The 17963-nt window shown below is 69.5% G+C and carries 19 protein-coding genes; 13 read left to right on the top strand and 6 right to left on the bottom strand.

The genetic code is table 11. The features are described from left to right. Positions 1 to 33 precede the first annotated feature (33 nt). Positions 34 to 804, bottom strand: a complete 771-nt coding sequence (locus AB0I34_RS03270) for a nitroreductase/quinone reductase family protein (protein ID WP_360438550.1) — start codon at positions 802 to 804, stop codon at positions 34 to 36. Between the two features lie 65 nt (positions 805 to 869). On the opposite strand from AB0I34_RS03270, the gene AB0I34_RS03265 reads away from it, so the two are divergent. After that, positions 870 to 1301, top strand: a complete 432-nt coding sequence (locus tag AB0I34_RS03265) for a MarR family transcriptional regulator (protein WP_360438547.1) — start codon at positions 870 to 872, stop codon at positions 1299 to 1301. Positions 1302 to 1378: 77 nt separating this feature from the next. Here AB0I34_RS03265 and AB0I34_RS03260 read toward each other — a convergent pair whose 3' ends face one another. Continuing rightward, entirely contained in the window at positions 1379 to 1789 is a 411-nt protein-coding gene (locus AB0I34_RS03260) for a MerR family DNA-binding transcriptional regulator (RefSeq protein WP_360438544.1), read from the bottom strand. Between the two features lie 301 nt (positions 1790 to 2090). Between AB0I34_RS03260 and AB0I34_RS03255 the strand changes: the two genes are divergently transcribed. Together AB0I34_RS03255 and AB0I34_RS03250 are read left to right on the top strand one after the other, a co-directional pair. Continuing rightward, positions 2091 to 3254, top strand: coding sequence for an acyl-CoA dehydrogenase family protein (locus AB0I34_RS03255; RefSeq protein ID WP_360438541.1), 1164 nt, complete (start codon positions 2091 to 2093; stop codon positions 3252 to 3254). Positions 3255 to 3380: 126 nt separating this feature from the next. Further along, positions 3381 to 4910 carry an acyl-CoA carboxylase subunit beta gene (locus tag AB0I34_RS03250; RefSeq protein WP_360438539.1) on the top strand — a complete coding sequence of 510 codons (1530 nt, stop codon included), beginning with the start codon at positions 3381 to 3383 and terminating at the stop codon, positions 4908 to 4910. Here AB0I34_RS03250 and AB0I34_RS03245 read toward each other — a convergent pair. Next, entirely contained in the window at positions 4907 to 5836 is a 930-nt protein-coding gene (locus AB0I34_RS03245; RefSeq protein ID WP_360438536.1) for a phosphotransferase, read from the bottom strand. The genes AB0I34_RS03250 and AB0I34_RS03245 overlap by 4 nt on opposite strands. A 115-nt stretch (positions 5837 to 5951) precedes the next feature. On the opposite strand from AB0I34_RS03245, the gene AB0I34_RS03240 reads away from it, so the two are divergent. Together AB0I34_RS03240 and AB0I34_RS03235 are read left to right on the top strand one after the other, a co-directional pair. Next, positions 5952 to 6728 (top strand): aldolase/citrate lyase family protein, encoded by a 777-nt coding sequence (locus AB0I34_RS03240; protein ID WP_360438534.1) that lies wholly within the window; start codon positions 5952 to 5954, stop codon positions 6726 to 6728. 73 nt (positions 6729 to 6801) lie between these two features. Next, on the top strand, positions 6802 to 7506 hold the full coding sequence (locus AB0I34_RS03235) for a maleylpyruvate isomerase N-terminal domain-containing protein (protein WP_360438531.1): 705 nt from the start codon (positions 6802 to 6804) through the stop codon (positions 7504 to 7506). Between the two features lie 12 nt (positions 7507 to 7518). Here AB0I34_RS03235 and AB0I34_RS03230 read toward each other — a convergent pair whose 3' ends face one another. Then, complete coding sequence (locus AB0I34_RS03230; RefSeq protein WP_360438528.1) at positions 7519 to 8592, bottom strand: GTP-binding protein; 1074 nt, start codon at positions 8590 to 8592, stop codon at positions 7519 to 7521. A gap of 145 nt (positions 8593 to 8737) precedes the next feature. On the opposite strand from AB0I34_RS03230, the gene AB0I34_RS03225 reads away from it, so the two are divergent. From AB0I34_RS03225 to AB0I34_RS03200, 6 genes are read left to right on the top strand one after another with little or no spacing between them, the layout of a single operon-like run. Next, entirely contained in the window at positions 8738 to 9949 is a 1212-nt protein-coding gene (locus AB0I34_RS03225; protein ID WP_360438525.1) for a GNAT family N-acetyltransferase, read from the top strand. 17 nt (positions 9950 to 9966) lie between these two features. Beyond that, the gene (locus AB0I34_RS03220; RefSeq protein ID WP_360438522.1) at positions 9967 to 10710 is read left to right on the top strand and encodes a DUF4129 domain-containing protein; all 744 of its coding nucleotides are present in this window, start codon (positions 9967 to 9969) and stop codon (positions 10708 to 10710) included. Continuing rightward, positions 10707 to 11312: a hypothetical protein gene (locus AB0I34_RS03215; protein WP_360438519.1), complete on the top strand. Its 606-nt coding sequence runs from the start codon at positions 10707 to 10709 to the stop codon at positions 11310 to 11312. The genes AB0I34_RS03220 and AB0I34_RS03215 overlap by 4 nt, the downstream gene beginning before the upstream one ends. A gap of 6 nt (positions 11313 to 11318) precedes the next feature. After that, positions 11319 to 12347, top strand: coding sequence for a MoxR family ATPase (locus tag AB0I34_RS03210; protein ID WP_360438517.1), 1029 nt, complete (start codon positions 11319 to 11321; stop codon positions 12345 to 12347). Between the two features lie 13 nt (positions 12348 to 12360). Then, complete coding sequence (locus tag AB0I34_RS03205) at positions 12361 to 13662, top strand: DUF58 domain-containing protein (protein WP_360438514.1); 1302 nt, start codon at positions 12361 to 12363, stop codon at positions 13660 to 13662. Further along, complete coding sequence (locus AB0I34_RS03200) at positions 13659 to 14207, top strand: hypothetical protein (RefSeq protein WP_360438511.1); 549 nt, start codon at positions 13659 to 13661, stop codon at positions 14205 to 14207. Before AB0I34_RS03205 ends, AB0I34_RS03200 begins: the two co-directional genes overlap by 4 nt. Here AB0I34_RS03200 and AB0I34_RS03195 read toward each other — a convergent pair whose 3' ends face one another. After that, positions 14208 to 14756, bottom strand: a complete 549-nt coding sequence (locus tag AB0I34_RS03195) for a TetR/AcrR family transcriptional regulator (RefSeq protein ID WP_360438508.1) — start codon at positions 14754 to 14756, stop codon at positions 14208 to 14210. It lies immediately after the preceding gene. A 172-nt stretch (positions 14757 to 14928) separates the two neighbouring features. Here AB0I34_RS03195 and AB0I34_RS03190 point away from each other — a divergent pair, with 172 nt between their 5' ends. Together AB0I34_RS03190 and AB0I34_RS03185 are read left to right on the top strand one after the other, a co-directional pair. Continuing rightward, positions 14929 to 16356 carry an MFS transporter gene (locus tag AB0I34_RS03190; protein ID WP_360438505.1) on the top strand — a complete coding sequence of 476 codons (1428 nt, stop codon included), beginning with the start codon at positions 14929 to 14931 and terminating at the stop codon, positions 16354 to 16356. 9 nt (positions 16357 to 16365) lie between these two features. After that, positions 16366 to 16695 (top strand): MmcQ/YjbR family DNA-binding protein, encoded by a 330-nt coding sequence (locus tag AB0I34_RS03185; RefSeq protein ID WP_360438502.1) that lies wholly within the window; start codon positions 16366 to 16368, stop codon positions 16693 to 16695. On the opposite strand, the gene AB0I34_RS03180 is transcribed toward AB0I34_RS03185, so the two are convergent. Further along, positions 16688 to 17887, bottom strand: coding sequence for a neutral zinc metallopeptidase (locus tag AB0I34_RS03180; RefSeq protein ID WP_360438499.1), 1200 nt, complete (start codon positions 17885 to 17887; stop codon positions 16688 to 16690). The two genes, AB0I34_RS03185 and AB0I34_RS03180, sit on opposite strands and share 8 nt — an antisense overlap. Positions 17888 to 17963: the final 76 nt, after the last annotated feature.

Raw genomic sequence — 17963 nt, 5'->3', positions numbered from 1 at the left:
CTACACGAACGAGGCCCCGCCAGATCGACAGCGTCAGGCTGCGTCGAGGGCGAGACCGAGGTGGGCTTCCTCGTAGGCGTAGTGGGCTTCGAGGTCCCCGGCGAGTTGTTCGAGGTCGGCGCGCAGTTGCTCGGCTGCCGCGCGAGTGGGCGCCGTGGTCAGCCGGTCGAGCGTCGCGGTGAGCTTTTCGTTGAGGAGGGCAACGGCTTCGTGCTCGCGGGTCAGGCGGTCGAACGCGGGTTTCAGTTCGGGGAAGTCCGCGGCCAGCCGCGGGAAGACGCCGTCCTCGCGGGTGTGGTGGGCGTGCAGGGCGCCGCAGAACGACAGGCAGTGGCGCTGGAGGTCGTTGATCGCCGCCGGTAGCTCGCCTTCTCCGGCCAGGTAGGTGTCGACCGCGGCAAGGGTGTCGGTGAGTTGGCGACGGAGGCCGGCGTGGATCTCCTTCAACTGTGTGGTGGCGGCGCCGGCGCGGACCGGCGTGAGTGCGACGACCTGGATCACTCGGGAGGTGTTGCGCTGGTACTCCGCGAAGGCGGGGTCGCGGGCGGCCTGGTCGGCGAACAGGCGGTCCCGTTCCGCGCCGGTGGTCTCGGTCGCGACGGCGTCGTACCGGCTCCCGCCGACCTCGACGGTGACGGCCGGGTTGGCGCGAAGGTTGTGCAGCCAGGCGGGCGCCTGCGGCCGGCCGGCGTTGCTGGCGAACACGATCAGCCGCCCGGCGTCCTCGGCGTACGCGAGTGTGGTCGTGTGCGGCCGGGCGGAGCGCGCGCCGGTGGTGGTCAGAGACAGCAACTGTGCGTTCACGCGCATACCCTTTGCTGGACGAAGTCGTTTAGCTTTGCAAGCAAAATAGTTTTAAGGACAAAGGTATGTCAAGCGTCGATGACAGCATCCGCACGCTGTTGCTGCTGATGCCGCGGATGGTGGGGCGGACCAAGCGGATGAAGGTGCCCGATGAGCTGGCCGGCCTGAACCTCGCGCCCCGGCATCTCTCGCTGTTCGCCTACCTGCTGTTCGACGGCCCGCTCGGCGTCAACGACCTGGCCGAACGCCTCGAGGTCACTCCGGCGACGGTCAGTCTGATGGTCGGCGAGCTCAGCCGCAAAGGCATCCTCGACCGCCGAGAACATCCCGAGGACCGCCGACGTGCCGTGGTGACCCTGTCGGACGCGCACCGGGAGGCGATCGACGCCTGGCTGGCCCGCGGCGCCCGAGCCTGGCGTGAGGCGCTCGAGCCGCTGTCCGACGACGAACGCGCGACGTTCGTCAAGACCCTCAAGGCCTACGAAGACGCCCTCTGACCACCCGGACCGCCGGCACTCACCAACGTGCCCAATCCGTCGTGGGGTGCGCTGAGCAAGGGTGAAAGGGCGGGGTGTCAGCGAGGTTGGTGAGTGGGGGCGGTCCGCCCGCGGAGGGAGGTGAGGTCGGACTGGCAGCGGGCTTCGACCTCGGCCAGTTCGTGGAGGGTCTCGTCGATGTCGCGGCGGCGTTGTTCGAGGTCGGCGCGGCGGTGGGTGATCTGGTCGAGGAGGTAGACGAGTTGACCCTCCTCGCCGGGCTCGGCGTCGTACATGTCGACGATGGTGGCGATCTCGTCGAGGGAGAAGCCGAGGCGTTTGCCGCGCAGGATCAGGCCGAGGCGGACCTTGTCGCGCGAGTGGTACACGCGGACGGTGCCGCGGCGCTCGGGCGTGAGCAGGCCGCGGTCCTCGTAGAACCGGATCGTGCGCAGGGTGACGTCGTACTCGGCCGCCAGTTCGGCGATCGACCAGGTCTGATCGGGCACCCGGATATTGTGCACGCACCCCACTGTGCTTTACGTTTACGTAAGCGTCAAGCGCACACATGCCCGTCTCGCCTCGACAACCACCAGCTGCTGTGGTGATGGAGAGGGTGAAGGGAAGGTGAGCGTCAAGCACACCGATTCCCGTCTCACCTCGACATCCACCAGTTGCTGTGGTGATGGAGAGGGGGACGGGAAGGTGAGCGTCAAGCACACGGATTCCGTCTCACCCCGACATCCACCAGTTGTTTTGGTGATGGAGAGGGGGACGGGAGGGTGAGCGTCAAGCACAGAGGAGTGGGTCATGTACGAGCTGTCCGAGGAGCACCGCGAGTTCCGGCGTAGCGTGCGCGACTTCGCCGAGGCGGAGATCGCCCCGCACGCGGCCGAGTGGGACCGCAAGCACTACTTCCCGGTGGAGGTCGTGCAGAAGATGGGCCGGCTCGGCCTGTTCGGGCTGACCGCCCCGGAGCAGTACGGCGGCTCGGCCGGTGACTTCACCAGTCTGTGCGTGGCGATCGAGGAGATCTCCCGCGTCGACCAGTCGATGGGCATCACCCTGGAGGCGGCGGTCGGGCTCGGCATCAACCCGATCCTCACCTTCGGCACCGACGAGCAGAAGGCCACCTGGCTGCCCGACCTGGTGTCCGGCCAGAAGCTGGCCGGGTTCGGCCTGACCGAGCCCGATTCCGGCTCGGACGCCGGCGCGACCAAGACCCGGGCTGTCCTCGACCAAGGCGAGTGGGTGATCGACGGCTCGAAGCAGTTCATCACCAACTCCGGCTCGTCCATCACCTCGTGCGTGACGGTGACCGCGCGGACCGGTGAGAAGGCGGACGGCAAGCCGGAGATCTCCACCATCATCGTTCCGAGTGGTACGCCGGGCTTCGCGGCCGAGGCGGCGTACGACAAGTTGGGTTGGCATGCGAGTGACACGCACCCGCTGTCGCTCAGCGGCTGCCGCGTCCCCGAGGCGAACCTGCTGGGCGAGCGCGGTAAGGGGTTCGCGCAGTTCCTCGCGACGCTGGACGACGGGCGGGTGGCGATCGCCGCGGTCGCGCTCGGCTGCATCCGGGCCTGCCTGGAGATGTCGGTCCAGTACGCCGGTGAGCGCACGACGTTCGGGGTGCCGATCGGGCGCAAGCAGGGTGTCGCGTTCCAGATCGCCGATCTCAAGGTGATGGCGGACGCGGCGGAGCTTCTCGTCTACCGAGCGGCCGCGTTGAAGGACGCCGGCGCGTCGGTGCAGGACTTCAAGCAGGCCGCGTCGGTGGCGAAGCTGTACGCGACCGAGTCCGCGGTGACCGCGACCCGGATCGCCACCCAGGTGTTCGGCGGCTACGGATTCATGGAGGAGTACCCGGTGACGCGCTTCTACCGCGACGCCAAGATCCTCGAGATCGGCGAGGGGACGTCGGAGGTTCAGCGCATGCTGATCGCCCGAAGCCTCGGCCTCCCAGTGGAATGATGTCTGAATGACCGTACTGATGCCACGCCTCCGGCGCGGTGGGTCATGGGGCTTTGGCTCCCGGCCTTCCCTCGTCACTCCAGTCGCTGCGCTCCCTGCGCTCCTCAGTCCAGGCCGGGAGGCCCCATGACCCACGATCACTGGACCGAGGTCAAGGTTGCTCGCGAGGCGACCCTCGGCCCACCGGAGAAGGCTGCGGCCAAACTAGCCAGCCAGAACAAGCTGTACGTGCGGGACCGGATCGCCTTGCTCGTCGACGAGGGCAGCTTCGTCGAGGACGCGCAGCTGGCCAACGCCCTGAATGCAGGCCTGCCCGCCGACGGTGTCGTCACCGGTCGCGCGCTGGTCGACGGCCGGCCGGCGCTGATCGTCGCGAACGACCCGACCGTGAAGGCGGGGTCGTGGGGTGCCCGGACGGTGGAGAAGATCGTCCGGATCACCGAGGTCGCGCTCCGCGACGAGCTGCCGATCTTCTGGCTGATCGATTCCGCCGGCGCGCGGATCACCGACCAGGTGGATCTGTTCCCGGGGCGGCGTGGTGCCGGGCGGATCTTCCACAACCAGGTCGCGTTGTCCGGCAAGGTGCCGCAGATCTGCTGCCTGTTCGGCCCGTCGGCGGCCGGCGGCGCGTACATCCCGGCGTTCTGCGACCTCGTGATCATGGTCGACGGCAACGCCTCGATGTACCTGGGCTCGCCGCGGATGGCCGAGATGGTGGTCGGCGAGAAGGTCACGCTGGAGGAGATGGGCGGCGCCCGGATGCACACCAGCGTCTCCGGCTGCGGCGACCTGCTCGCCTCCGACGACACCGAGGCGATCGAGTTGGCCCGCACGTACTTCTCCTACCTGCCCGGTTCCTGGCAGACGCGGCCGCCGTCGTACGACGCGGCGCCGCCGGCCAGGGACTTCACCCGGGATCTGGTTCCGGCCGAGGAGAGCGTCGGGTTCGACATCCACGACGTGATCGACGCGCTGGTCGACGCGGACACGTTCTTCGAGGTCAAACCGGCGTACGCCCCGGAGCTCGTCACCGGATTCGGGCTGCTCGCGGGGCAGGTGGTCGGGATCGTGGCGAACCAGCCGGCCGTCAAGGGCGGCGTGCTGTTCGTCGACTCCGCGGACAAGGCGGCCCGGTTCATCTGGCTGTGCGACGCGTTCAACGTGCCGCTGGTGTACCTGTGCGACGTCCCGGGGTTCATGATCGGCAGCGAGGTGGAGCGCGCGGGGATCATCCGGCACGGCGCGAAGATGATCACCGCGGTGTCGGAGGCGACCGTGCCGACCGTGTCGGTGATCGTCCGCAAGGCGTACGGCGCCGGCCTCTACGCGATGTGTGGACCCGGGTTCTCGCCGGACGCGTGCGTCGCGCTGCCGACCGCGAAGATCGCGGTGATGGGTCCGGAGGCGGCGATCAACGCCGTCTACTACAACAAGATCCAGGAGATCGCCGACGAGGGTGAACGGGTCGAGTACGTGTCCCGGCTGCGGGAGGAGTACGAGACCGATATCGACATCCTCCGGCTGGCCTCCGACCTCGTCATCGACGCGATCGTCGAGCCGGAAGACCTCCGCACCGACCTGATCGCCCGGCTCGCCGCGGCCCAGACCAAAGACCGCCACTTCTCCACCCGCCGCCACGGCGTACCGCCGGTCTAGAACTCCTTCAGGCGTTCGCCGAGGCCGGCGAGACAGCCGACCAGAGAGTTGCGCCAGCCGGTCACCTGGGCTTTCTGGGTCGCGTCGAGGTCGGGATCGATCTCCCAGCCGGCGAAAGGGCCGTGGCCGAACCAGCGGATCGGGCTGGTCAGGCGATGGATGGCCAGGTTCGGCGGGCAGGGGCCGTAGGTCTCGAAGAAGGCGGCGGGGACGCCCGAGCCGTTGATGAGATACATCCGCTCGTCCAGTTCCGCGAGTTCCCGGGCCGGGTCGCTGACGCGTGGCTCGTCCCAGTCGATCAGGGTGGTCCGCGAGGAGCCGATGATGACGTTCGTGGGGTTGACGTCGCCGTGCGCCAAGGCTGTCCGGGTCGCACGCAACTGGCCGGCCTGGTCGTCGATCACGGCGTGGAGGTGTGGGAGGTGCGGGAGCACGAACGGCAGGTTGGCCTTGAGGCAGGGCTCCGCCGAGACGAGCATCGCGTGCAGGTCGTGGACCGGGTCGGCGGGGTTGAGGATCAGGTTGTCAGGACCGAAGTCCCCAGTCAGGCCAGCCGGGAAGCGCACCGCGTGCACGCGGCGGAACGCCGTCCCTACCGATCTCCAGGCGTCATCGGTCATCCGGCCCTCGGCGACGAGCGCGGACAGCATCTTGCCGGGGACGTATTCGTAGAGGGACGCCGACTCGTCGCCACCGAGCAGAGCCGGCGCCGGTACGTCGTGGTGCGCCAGGAAGCGAGCTCGGCCGAGGGGCAGCGGACGCGAGACGTCCTGCAGCCGCCGGAGCACGACCTGCCGGGAGTCGACGAGCGTGGCGTGGAGTATCTCGTTGTTGAACCCGTGGCCGGTCACTGCCCGGTACGACGCAACTTCGGGGAGACCGGCGGCGGCGACGAGATCGTGGAGGAGGGCGATCGACGACGGCATGGTCGCATTCTTCCGTCCGGTCATCGGTCCGGGCGACCGGTTTAGGCTGAGACGCCGAGCGGTCCGGAGGTCGGCCGTAATAGGGTCGGGGTACGTCGTACTCCGAGGAGATCATGTGAATGCAAACGTTTTCGCGGACCGGGTCCGGTCGCGGGAGAAGCTGGTCGGTTACTGGGTCACGCTGGACGCACCGCCGGCTACCGAGCGGATCGCGCGCCTGGGGTACGACTACGTGGTGCTGGACGCGCAGCACGGCCTGATCGGTTACCAGGGCCTGATGACCGGGTTGCTGGCCGTCGACGCGGGTGCGTCCCTCGGCGAGCGGAAGACCGTCGGCCTGGTGCGGGTCGAGGCGAACAATCCGACGCCGATCGGGCGCGCGCTGGATGCCGGCGCGACCGGGGTGATCGTCCCGCTGATCGACACCGCGGACGACGTGGCGCGCGCCGTCCAGGCGGCCAAGTATCCGCCGGTGGGTGTGCGCTCGTTCGGTCCGATGCGGGCGGCGCTGCGGATCGGCCCGGTCCCGGCCGACTCCAACGCCCAGACCGTCGTACTGGCGATGATCGAGACCCCGCTCGGCCTGAAGAACGTCGCCGAGATCTGCGCGACGCCCGGGCTCGACGGTGTGTACGTCGGCCCGTCGGACCTCGGGCTCGCGCTCGGTGCCCGCTTCCCGGGTGACCCGGAGATCGAGGGCCCGTTCGAGGAAGCGGTCGAGTTGATCGCGCGAACCGCGACGGACGCCGGGATCGCCGCCGGCATCCACACCTTCGACGGAGAGACCGCGAAGCGCCGCCTGGAGCAGGGCTACAGCTTCGCCACCGTCGCCTCCGACCTCAGCCACCTGGAAGCCGCCGCGACCGCCCACCTGCAGGCCGCCAGGTCCTAGTGCAGGGCACTAGGAACATCGCGGCGTACTCCCGGGTTAGGTTCTTCAAGGGAGCACACCGAGGAGGCCGGGGATGAAGGCACCCGAGCGAGGGGCGTTGCCGCTGCGGCTGGCGGCGACGCTGGGCCGGGAGTACGGGCGGCTGACGGAGGTCGTGCAGGGGCTGAGCGACGCCGACTTCGGGCTCGCGACCAGGTGCCCGGGGATGCCGGTCGGGCCCCTGCTGGTTCATCTGCTGTACGACGCCGAGCGTGCGCTGATCGCGTTCGCGAGCCCGGCCGTGGTCGGGCCGGACCGGGATTTCGTCACGTACTGGCAGGACTTCCCGCCGCGGATGGACGGCGACAATCCGGACACGAGCTTCGTCCGCGGCGTCGCGTCGTCGTACCGGAGGCCGGGGATGCTGGTTCAGCACTGGCGGGAGGTGTCCGAGGCTGCTGTGCGGGCGGCCGCGGCCGGGCTGTCGGAGAAGGGGCGGCGGATCGAGACGCAGGGTCATGTACTGCGGGCGACCGACTTCGTGGCCACGTTGGTGCTGGAGGCAACGGTCCATCATCTCGACCTGACTGTCGGTCTGCCGGACGCGCCCGAGCCTGATCCGGAGGCGCTGCAGGTCACTGCGCGGACGCTGGACGGACTGTTCGGTCCGGAGGCGTGGGACCTGATCGGCTGGGACACGACGACGTACGTGCTGAAGGCGACCGGCCGGGTGCCGCTCGACGAGGACGACCTGGACATGCTCGGTCCACACGCGGACCGCCTGCCGCTGCTGGGCTAGCCGGCCGCGGCTTCAGAGCAGTCCGGCGAACGGGTCGTCGAGGTCGTTCCAGTCCAGGCTGGCGAGCTCGGACTCGGTCAGCAGGCACGCGTCGAGGATCGACTGCAGCCGCGCCGGATCCAGACCCATGCCGGTCGCAACGACCGTGCATTCGGCCAGGTGCTCGGTGTCCGACCACTCGCCGAGCATCCCGAGCGACGCGCTGTACCCGGCGGACTCCCAGCGGACGCGCTGCGTCGGCCGGTTCGCCAGCCAGACCACGCCACGGCTACGGACGACGCCGTCCACGATGTCCTCGAGAGCGTCGTTCAACCGCGACGGATGCATCGGCCGCGTGGACCGCCAGAGCACGGTCGTCACGCCGTCACCACTCGGCTGGACCCGATCGGACGACGCCAGCTCACCGGCCCACGCCTCGGCGGCGGCGAACTCGAACAACCCGGTCCGCGCCACCGGCCCGTCCGGTACGCCGGCCGGGTCCGCCGCGACGACTGTGGTCCGCGGGTTCAGGTGCAGCAGCAGGTTGTGCAGTCGATCCGGCGCTGCGTTGCGATGCAGGTTGGCGAGTACACAGACGTCGGCGTACTCGATCTGCCGCGCGGTGAGCTCGGCGACGTTGCGGCGGTCCGGCAGCCCGAGTGCGAGACCGCGCTCGTCGAGGAGCTCGTCACCGGACAGTTGCTCGACCAGCAGTACGGCGTCCACCACGCAGGTGATCGTGTCGACGACGATCTCCGGCAACGCCGCGACCAGCGAACCCGCGAGCGGCCGTGCCTCCATCGCCGGCGGCGCCGCCAGTACGACGTGATCCCAGTGCTGCCGCGCGACCAGCGCCTCGAGCAACGGCAGCAGCGACTCGATCAGCTCACACGCCCCACAGTCGTCGCCCACGGTGAACTCGCCGGCGTCGATCGGCCCGGACACGTCCAGCACGCGCCAGGACAGCACGCCCCGCCCGGGCAGCTCGTCCTGGTCCACCACCACGGCCACGCTGGTGGTGTCCAGCATCGCGTCCAGCACAGGTTCCCGCAGTGTCGTGGAGAGCCCGACCAGCAAGGACAACGGCATCTTCGAGTGGGCGGCCATTCCCCGAGTATATGAAAACGATTTTCATCAGTCTAGACCGGGAGCCGCGCGGCTTTCCCGTCGCCACGGGAAATTCCCAGCCCTGCTGCGTTTTCGCGGGCTCAAGGTAGGGCCGGTGGTTCTCGGGGTCTGGTAGGTGTTGGGCATGGCGATCGGGATCGGGCGGTTCGAGGGTGAGTGGGGCGAGCTCCTGGAGCTCATTGACGTGGCGTTCTCGGCGCCGTGGAGTGAGGCGCAACTCGAGGCGGAGCGGCAGGTCTGGGAGCCGGACCGCAGCATCGTCGCGGTCGACGAGAAGCAACTGGTCGGCCACACCGCGGCGTTCTCGCACCGGATGACTGTGCCGGGCGCGCAGGTGCCGATGGCCGGGGTGACCATGGTCGGGGTCCGCGCGACCCATCGCCGGCGTGGCATCCTGCGCGACCTGATGCGGGCTCAGCTGAACGAGATCCACGAGGCCGGGACCGAGCCGCTCGCCGGGCTGACCGCGAGCGAAGCGGTGATCTACGGCCGGTTCGGGTACGGCCTTGCCAGCGACCACCAGGAGATCGTCGTACCGAAGGCCGCTCGCGAACTGCGGCCGGTCGCCGGCATCGACGACGTACGGATCAGGTACGTCGGTGTGCGCGAGACGCTGGCCGAGACCGCGGCGCTACGCAACAAGCTGGCGACCGAGCGGGTCGGCATGTTCGAGCACAACGACCGGTGGCAGGAGCTCGTTGTCAGTGACAACGTGATGGTCGACCCGTCCAATGCCTCCGCGCTGCGCTGCGTGCTGGCCGAGCGCGATGGCGAGCTGACCGGGTTCGCGCACTACCGGACCAAGCGCGCCGAGAAGGGGTTCGTCGAGGTACGGCGCGTGCATGCCGTGGACCTCGCGTCCCATGCGGCGCTCTGGCGCTACCTGCTGGAGCCCGACCTGCTGAGCGAGACGCGGTACGAGGCACTGCCGTCGGACGACCCGCTGCTGGACCTGCTGGTCGACCAGCGGGCGCCGTCGCCGATCACCCGCGACGGTCTCTGGCTGCGGTTCGTCGACCTCGCCCCTGCGCTTGCGGCCCGGACGTACGCCCGCGACATCGACGTCGTCCTCGAGGTGACCGACGGGTTCCTTCCGTGGAACGCGGGCAAGTGGCACCTCGCCGGTGGTCCGGCCGGGGCGACCTGCGAGTCGACGGCCCGGCCGGCCGATCTCACCGTCGACGTACGTGATCTGGCCTCGGTCTACCTCGGCAAGCCGTCGTTCGTCCGGCTCGGTGCGGCCGGACTGGCGCAGGAGCACACGGCCGGTGCGCTCCAGGCCGCGGCGCAAGCGTTTTCCACGAGCCGGCTTCCGTGGCTCGATACGGGCTTCTGATCGGTTAGCCTTCCTGGATGCACACCCACCGTCGGGGCGCGTGGACGCTGGCTGTCGTGCTGATCCTGGGGGTCACCGCGGCCGGATTCGTGGTGCTCGCCTCGGCCGGCGGTTCGGTGCGGCCGATCAGCGAGAGCACGCTGCGATCCTCGCCCCGGTCGTTGCCGACGCTGACCCCCAGCGCGCCGGAGGAGACGCCCGCTCCGTCGCTCCCGCCGGAGCGCAAGGACCGGGGCAACCGGCCGATGCCCGACTGGCTGAAGGCCTTGTGGCAGGCGCTCATCTACCTGGTGATCGCGACCGTCGTGCTCCTCCTCGGCCGGTTGCTCTACCGGATCCTCCGCAAGGTCGAGCTGCCGCAGGCCGAGACCGCGGACGCGGACTGGGAGCGGATGAAGGCCGACCGGCTGGCCGAGGCGGTCGACACCGGCCTCGCGCGCATCGACACCGGTACGGCGACCGATGCGGTGATCGCTTGCTGGGTCGCACTGGAGGAAGCGGCCGCGTCCGCCGGACTGGCGCGGGACCAGTCGGAGACACCGGCCGAGTTCACGGTCCGGGTCCTGGGGGTCGGCGGCGTCTCGGAGCCGCAGCTGAACCGCCTCGGTGAGCTGTACCGCGAGGCCCGCTACTCGACGCACGGGTCGACCGAAGAGGCCAGGGCCGAGGCGCGGGCAGCGTTGCTGCGCCTGCGTGACGAGTTGGCCGCCGTTCGGACCGCACGAGCCGCCAAGCAGGCGGACGAGGTGGTGCGCGGATGACGTCGTACCGCTGGACTCCGTTGGACGAGAGCGCGCCGCGGAACAGCGACGAAGGTGGCGGGCAGAAACGGCGTCTTCGGTCGATGCGGCTGGACAAGGCATTCGTGCAGCACATCGGATTCACCGTGCTGGCGAGTCTGCTCCTGATCGGTGCGTTCGGTGCGGCCGGGATGGCGCCGCGGCCGCTGTGGTTCGTGGCGATGGCGCTGGCCATCGGCTTCGGATCGCTGGCGCTGCGGCTGATCGTTCCGCAGGTGCTGGAGACCAACTGGCCGGCGCGACAGGACGAGAAGCTGGCCGCGCTGCGGACCCGGAACACGGACAACAGGACCCAGTTCGTCGCGACCTGGCTGCAGGAGTCGAGCCGCGAACGCCGGGCCGGCGAGGGATCGCAGACGTTCGCCCGCCGGATCCGGCCGCTGCTGCTCGAGCTGACCACCGACCGGCTGGTGCACCGGCACGGCGTCGACCCCGCACGGGAGCCGGACCGCGCCCGCGCGATCACCGGTGAACGGCTGTGGGCCCTGGTCACGGCAGACGACAAGCGCACCGCGTCCCTCGACGAGATCGAGGACGCGATCCAGACCATCGAGAACCTGTGAGGAACTGTGACTGATCGCGAGCTGAAGCTCGGTGAGGTGTCCGACCTGAGCCGCCAGGTGCTGGACCGGGTGAGCCAGGCTGTGGTCGGCAAGGCCGAGGCGCTCGAGCTCGTGCTCGCGGGCATCCTGGCCGGTGGGCACGTCCTGCTGGAGGACTACCCGGGGCTCGCCAAGACGCTGGCGGCGCGGTCGTTCGCGCAGGCGCTCGGGCTGGAGTTCCGGCGGGTGCAGTTCACTCCGGACCTGCTGCCGTCGGACGTCACCGGTGCGTTCGTGTACGACCAGAAGGAGTCCGAGTTCGTCTTCCGGCCCGGCCCGATCTTCACCGGGTTGCTGCTCGCCGACGAGATCAACCGGACCCCGCCGAAGACGCAGGCCGCGCTGCTGGAGTCGATGCAGGAACACCAGGTCACCGTCGAGGGCCAGACCTTCCCGCTGCCCACCCCGTTCCACGTCCTCGCGACAGCGAACCCGGTCGAGTACGAAGGCACCTACCCGCTGCCCGAGGCACAGCTCGACCGCTTCATGCTGCGGATCGGCTTCGGCTACCCGAGCGCCGCGGAGGAGTGGGAGGTACTGCGGCGCCGGATGAGCCGCCGTACGGAGGACCAGACCGTCGAGGCGGTCACCGACGCGGTCGGACTGCACGCTGCGCAGCGTGCGATCGAGACCGTCACCGTTGACGACACCGTCGGGCAGTACTGCGTCGACCTGGCCGCTGCCACCCGGCGCGACTCCCAGGTCCTCGTCGGAGCCTCGCCGCGGGGCTCTCTCGCGCTGCTGCTGACGGCTCGGTCGTACGCCGTGATCCAGGGCCGGGACTACGTCGTACCGGAGGATGTGAAGGCGGTCGCGGTGCCGGCGCTTGCGCACCGGATCACCGTTCGTCCGGAGCTGTGGCTGCACGAGGTGACTGGCGCGACGGTGGTCCGCACGGTGCTGGGCTCGGTCGCGACCCCGCCCACCGTGGCCGGAGGGCTTCAGGACGCATCCCGGGGCGCGTCCCAGAGCGCGTCGCAGAGCGCGTCGCAGTGAGCGGAGCGCTCCGATGAGATGGAAGCCCACGCACGCGCAGATCCGTGCGGTCAGCGTGGCTGCGGTGTTGCTGGTGCTCGCAGTGCTGGCACGACGGCCGGATGCGGCCGTGCTGGGTTTGCCGCTGGCGTTCGTCGCGGTCTGGGGCCGGTACTTCCGTCCGCGGGAGCGCCCCGAGGTGCGCACCGAGCTGGACACGGACGTGCTGTTCGAAGGCCAGGCGACGACGTACCGGTTGGAGGTGGCCGGGACGATCGATCCGGACATCGACCTGATCGTGGCCGCGCTGCCGCGGTCGCAGTGGTTCCAGTACGACCCGGCGCAGGCCGCGATCGCCGAGCCGGTGTCCGAAGGCGCCGTGACCCTCGAGGTCGGGCTGCGGTCCAAGCGGTGGGGGATCCGTGCGCTGGAGCGGCCGACGGTCGTCGCGACGTCGGTGCTGGGTGCGTACCGCGTACCGGTGGTGTCCGCCCGCGCGATGTCCGTGACCACGCTGCCGTTGCGCGAGGGGTTCGAAGCGGTCGACGCCATGCCACGTCCGGCCGGCCTCGTCGGGCTGCACCGGTCGCGGCGGCCGGGTGAAGGAACCGAGTTGGCCGGCGTCCGTCCGTTCCGCACCGGTGACCGGCTCCGCCGGATCAACTGGTCGGTCTCGGCGCGGACCCGCGAGCTGCACGTGACGTCGACCTGGTCGGACCGCGACACCGAGGTCGTGATCCTGCTCGACACCGGCGGCGAGATCGGCGTCAGCGAAGGGATCGACGGGCGGTCCAGCAGCCTCGACACCGGAGTCCGTGCCGCGGCTTCGATCGCCGAGCACTACCTGCGGCACGGCGACCGGGTCCGGTTGATCGACACCGGGAACACGGTCCGCGGCGTCAGGTCCGGCAGCGGTCGCGGTCACCTGCGCCGGATCCTGGACGCGCTGACCCACGCCGACCGCCAGGGCCGCCAGCAGGACGAGCAGCAGTTGGCCCGGCGGCACCGGATCAGGTCCGACAGCCTCGTGCTGGTGCTCAGCCCGCTGCTCCGGCAGACAGTGCTCGGGTACGTCGTGACACTGGTGCACTCGGGATGCACAGTGATCGCCGTGGACACGCTGCCACCGGACGTCGCCTCGGTGATCGACCTCGAGGAGCACGACGCGCGGACGTGGCCGCTGGCCTGGCGGCTGCGGTTGCTGGAGCGCCGACGCGAGCTCGACCGGCTCGGCGACCTCGGCGTACCGACTGTGCCGTGGCATGGTGCGGGAACGCTGGACGAAGTACTGCGGGATGCCTCGCGACTCGCGGCGGCGCCGAGGATGCGGTCATGACCGCCGCCGAGAGGATCAGCCTGTGGCTGGTGCAGCTGCGGGCGGCCGGGGAGGCGGCATTCCTCGCCCGATTGGTGATCGCTGTCGCGGGCGGCGTCGCGCTGCTCATCTCTTGGCTGCAGCCGTGGGATCAGCTGGACCTGATCCCGCTGATCGCGATTCCGATGCTGGTGGCAACCGTCATCCTGCCGGACTCGATGGCCGGGCTGGTCTTCATCATCGTGGTCGCCCTCGGCTGGGTCTTCCGTGCGCCGAGCGAGGTGAACTGGGGCCTGGTCGTGACCGGGATCGCCTTGCTGGTGGTGCATCTGGCCACCGCGTTCACCGCGCAGATCCCGTCGTACGCGCGGGTGCACCGGGACTCGCTCCGGCGTTGGTTGTTGCCGGGGGCAATCGCTGTGCTGATCGGGCCGGTGGTCGCGGTGGCGGTCGCGGTAGTGCGTGGGGCGGACGTGCGCGGGTCGTTGGTGGTGACCGTGGGTGCGCTGATGCTGTCGACGGTGGCGATCTGGTTCGCCTCCGGGGAGAAGCTCGGGCGGGACTGACTACTTCGTGTCGCCCAGGGTCGACGTGAGCTCCTCGGCCCAGGGCAGGCTCGCCGCGTCGGGACCGATCACCTGCATCGCCGACATGACCGTCAGCAGCATGCCGGTGGCAAGGAACTCGCGGGCCTCGGTCGGTGACGCGCCGGTGAGCTCGCGGACGAGGCTGTAGATGCGGCCGAAGCGCTCGCGGACCGCGTCGCCGATGGCCGGGTCGCGGCTGGCCGAGAAGCCGTGCAGCAGGACGAGGAGCAGCTCGGGCTCGGCCAGGAGCCGTTCGTAGTTGTGCCCGAGGGTGCGCAGTTCGGGTGATTCCTCGGCCGCCTCGCGGAAGATCTGCTCGATCCGGTCGCAGACCGACTGAACGGCGGCCAGGAACAGCTGCTGCTTGGTGCCGAACAGGCGGATCACGTAGGGCTGCGAGACGCCGGCCAGCCGGGCGATCTCGTCCGTCTTGGTGCCCTCGTACCCGGACGCGCCGAACGCCTGCACAGCAGCCTCCAGCACCTCCACACCCCGCTCAGCCGCCGTCAATCGCATCTTGGCGCCCATCGTTCTCCTCCCGGATGGTTGACACCTCCTCCCACTCCCGGCGCCGAAGGCGCCGTTCGTCTTTCGTCGCCAGAGACGACGAGCTGGGAGGAACTGCTTGACATGTTATCAGTGGATGCATACTTTGGTCTCAGCGAACTTGTTATCAGTGAATTACAACTAGGAGACCGAGATGACGTCGACCGCTCTCGATGAGCTGGGATCCACGCTGGAACCTCCCGCGCAGCGGGCTCGCCGCGCCGGGCTGGGCGCCGTACTCGCCGCGGTGGGGATCCCGACCTTCATGGTCACGCTGGACAACCTGGTCGTGACGAACGCGCTGCCCGTGATCAAGGCGGAACTCGGCGCGTCGCTGTCCGACCTGCAGTGGTTCGTGAACGCCTACACCCTGTCCTTCGCAGCGCTGCTGCTGACGGCCGCCGCGATCGGCGACCGCCTCGGGCGCCGGCGGATCTTCCTCGCCGGGATCGCCCTCTTCACGCTCGCCTCAGCGGCCTGTGCGCTGGCCACCGAGCCGTGGATGCTGATCGGTGCCCGGGCGATTCAGGGTGTCGGCGCGGCCGCGGTGATGCCGCTGTCGCTCACGCTGCTGGCAGGCGCCGTACCGGAGCGGTTGCGGAGCGCCGCGATCGGCATCTGGGGTGGCATTTCCGGACTGGGCGTCGCAGTCGGTCCGGTTGTCGGTGGAGCCGTCGTCGACGGACTGAACTGGCAGTGGATCTTCTGGCTGAATGTGCCGGTCGGCGTGGTCGCAGTAGTGCTGGCCGCGCGCGTCCTGACCGAGTCCAGGGGTACGGCGAAGCGGCTCGACCTGCTCGGCTTGGTCCTGGCCGCTGCCGGCGTACTCGCCATCGTCTGGGGCGTTGTGCATGGTGCTGACGATGGCTGGACCTCTGCCAGCGTGCTGGGCTCGCTGGTCGCCGGTGTGGCGTTGCTGGCCGCGTTCGTCGGATGGGAGCGGCGGACCACGTCGCCGATGCTGCCGCTGCGGTTGTTCTCGGTACGGGCGTTCAGCGTCATCAACATCACGTCATTCACGTTCTCGGTCGGCGTGTTCGGGTCGGTGTTCCTGCTGGCGCAGTTCTTCCAGGTCGTGCAGGGCTACAGCCCACTGGAGTCCGGCGTACGAACGATGCCGTGGACGATGGCGCCGATGGTCGTCGCGCCGATCGCCGGTCTGATCGTGGACCGGGTCGGGCCGCGCACGTTGATCGCGTCGGGGCAGGTGCTCCTGGCGGTGGCGCTCGGCTGGCTCGCTCTGATCACCACCGCGTCGACGCAGTACAGCGAGATGGTGCTGCCGTTCATCCTGGCCGGTGTCGGGATGGGACTGACCTTCGCACCGTCCGCGAGCGTCGTGATGGCGAGCGCGTCCGATGCCGACCGCGGTGTGGCTTCCGGGACGAACAACACCATTCGTGAGGTCGGTGTCGCGATGGGCGTGGCCGTGCTGGCCTCCGTGTTCGCCTCGGCCGGCTCCTACGAGTCGCCGGTCCGGTACGCCGACGGCCTGGTCCCGGCAGTCTGGACCGGAGCCGCGGTCGTCGCAGTCGGCGCGGTCGTTGCGCTCCTGCTACCGGGCCGCAAGCGCTCCGCTTAAAGTGTCTGCGTGCTGGACGCTGACGACGTACGACGGATCGCGCTGTCCTTCCCGGAGACGGTGGAGAAGCAGCGGTGGGGGCACCCGACGTTCGACGTCGCGGGGCGGATGTTCGTGACGGTGCCGGACGACCAGACCTCGTTCGCGGTCCGGTGTCCCCGGCTGGAGCGGGAAGAGCTGATCGCGGCGGAACCCGGGAAGTTCTGGGTTCCGCCGCACGAGGCGGGTTCGAACTGGGTTCGGGCCCGCCTCGACGCGCTCGAGGACGCCGGCGAACTGCGCGACATCCTGATCGACTCCTGGCGACAGGTCGCGCCGCCCGGACTGACCGTCAGCTGACGTTGGCCGCCGAGGCCGAGAACGTGTTGCAGGTGGCCGGGTTGCCGGTGCGGAACGACCTGCCCATGAAGCGCGCCTGGCTGGCCTTGCTGCCGTGGTCGCCCTGCTCCGGCGGGTCGCCCGCGGTGACGACGTACTTGTTCCAGACGCTGAGCATCAGGCCGTTGATCGGGTAGCTGCGCTTGTTCACGGCCAGGAAGACCCCGGCGAAACAGTTCGCCTGCAGCTCCATCCGGCGCGTCATCCGCATCTGGCTCGCGGTGTCCGGAGCGTCGTACCGCATCCGGCTGGCGGCCGGCAGGATCCCGGTCTCGTTCTGGACGCTGTGGCCGTACTCGTGCGCGATCGACCGGGTGTACCACATCCGCGCGTAAGCCTTCGCCTCCGGATCGGAGTACTCGTTGTACGCCTTCACGAAGACATCGACCTTCATGTACATCATGTGGTTCGCCGAGCAGTAGAACGGCACGTTGACCGCGCCACCGGAGCACGGGTTCGACACGCTCGTGCCGGACCAGTAGACCATCTGCGGAGCCCGGAACGTGTAGCCCGCCTTGGCCACCAGCGGCGCCCAGGACTTGTCCAGGCACGGCTTGATCGCGGCCCAGTACGCCGCCGCGTTGCGGGCGGTGTTCGGCCGGACGCTCGGCTCCTTGCAGCTCACGGGCGCCATCTGGCCGACCGTGTACAGCTTGTTCTTGGCAACGATCGTCGCGTCGGACGCTCCGTTCGGCTGCGTCGTCGTACTCGACGTCGGTTCCTCGGTGGGCTGCTCGGTCGGCTCGGACGTCGGCCCGGTCGGCGCGGGCGTGTGGCGGCCGGAGCTCACCGGAGGCGTGTAGTTGTTGTCGGCGTTCTTCTTGATCGTGCCGAAGATCCACGCGCCGGCGACGGCCAGCACCACCAGGCTCAGCACCAGGAACGCCGAGCCCTTGGACTTCTTCCGCGGCGGCGGTCCGACGTTGGGTCCCCATCCGAATCCCTGCTGCGGCGCCACGTGCACCGGCGGGTACAGCTGCCCGTACTGCGCCTGCCCGTACTGGGGCTGTCCATACTGAGGTGGCCCGTACTGCGGCTGCCCGCCGTACTGGCCGGGTGGCGGTCCGTAAGGTCCTGGCTGCGGCGGTGGGCCGGGCTGCTGCTGGTACGGCGGATTCTGGCCAGGTGGCCCGCCGAACGGTGTCTGGCTCAACCCCGTTCCTTTCGCTGGAGAGCCATGGATAGCGGTCGCCACAGTACCGGGAATATCAGGTCAGCTCCGAGCTCGG

This window comes from Kribbella sp. NPDC050281 (assembly GCF_040655855.1).
In the GTDB taxonomy this organism is placed as follows: Bacteria; Actinomycetota; Actinomycetes; order Propionibacteriales; family Kribbellaceae; genus Kribbella.
The sequence above is the reverse complement of the archived record's forward strand: the minus strand, read 5'-3'. Positions and strand labels throughout refer to the sequence as shown.

Bases quoted from the DNA above. Each gene is read 5' to 3' on its own strand.
- AB0I34_RS03265 (WP_360438547.1), top strand. From the start codon at position 870: ATGTCAAGCGTCGATGACAGCATCCGCACGCTGTTGCTGCTGATGCCG.
- AB0I34_RS03255 (WP_360438541.1), top strand. From the start codon at position 2,091: ATGTACGAGCTGTCCGAGGAGCACCGCGAGTTCCGGCGTAGCGTGCGC.
- AB0I34_RS03250 (WP_360438539.1), top strand. From the start codon at position 3,381: ATGACCCACGATCACTGGACCGAGGTCAAGGTTGCTCGCGAGGCGACC.
- AB0I34_RS03245 (WP_360438536.1), bottom strand. From the start codon at position 5,836: ATGCCGTCGTCGATCGCCCTCCTCCACGATCTCGTCGCCGCCGCCGGT.
- AB0I34_RS03235 (WP_360438531.1), top strand. From the start codon at position 6,802: ATGAAGGCACCCGAGCGAGGGGCGTTGCCGCTGCGGCTGGCGGCGACG.
- AB0I34_RS03230 (WP_360438528.1), bottom strand. From the start codon at position 8,592: ATGGCCGCCCACTCGAAGATGCCGTTGTCCTTGCTGGTCGGGCTCTCC.
- AB0I34_RS03225 (WP_360438525.1), top strand. From the start codon at position 8,738: ATGGCGATCGGGATCGGGCGGTTCGAGGGTGAGTGGGGCGAGCTCCTG.
- AB0I34_RS03220 (WP_360438522.1), top strand. From the start codon at position 9,967: ATGCACACCCACCGTCGGGGCGCGTGGACGCTGGCTGTCGTGCTGATC.
- AB0I34_RS03215 (WP_360438519.1), top strand. From the start codon at position 10,707: ATGACGTCGTACCGCTGGACTCCGTTGGACGAGAGCGCGCCGCGGAAC.
- AB0I34_RS03205 (WP_360438514.1), top strand. From the start codon at position 12,361: ATGAGATGGAAGCCCACGCACGCGCAGATCCGTGCGGTCAGCGTGGCT.
- AB0I34_RS03200 (WP_360438511.1), top strand. From the start codon at position 13,659: ATGACCGCCGCCGAGAGGATCAGCCTGTGGCTGGTGCAGCTGCGGGCG.
- AB0I34_RS03195 (WP_360438508.1), bottom strand. From the start codon at position 14,756: ATGGGCGCCAAGATGCGATTGACGGCGGCTGAGCGGGGTGTGGAGGTG.
- AB0I34_RS03190 (WP_360438505.1), top strand. From the start codon at position 14,929: ATGACGTCGACCGCTCTCGATGAGCTGGGATCCACGCTGGAACCTCCC.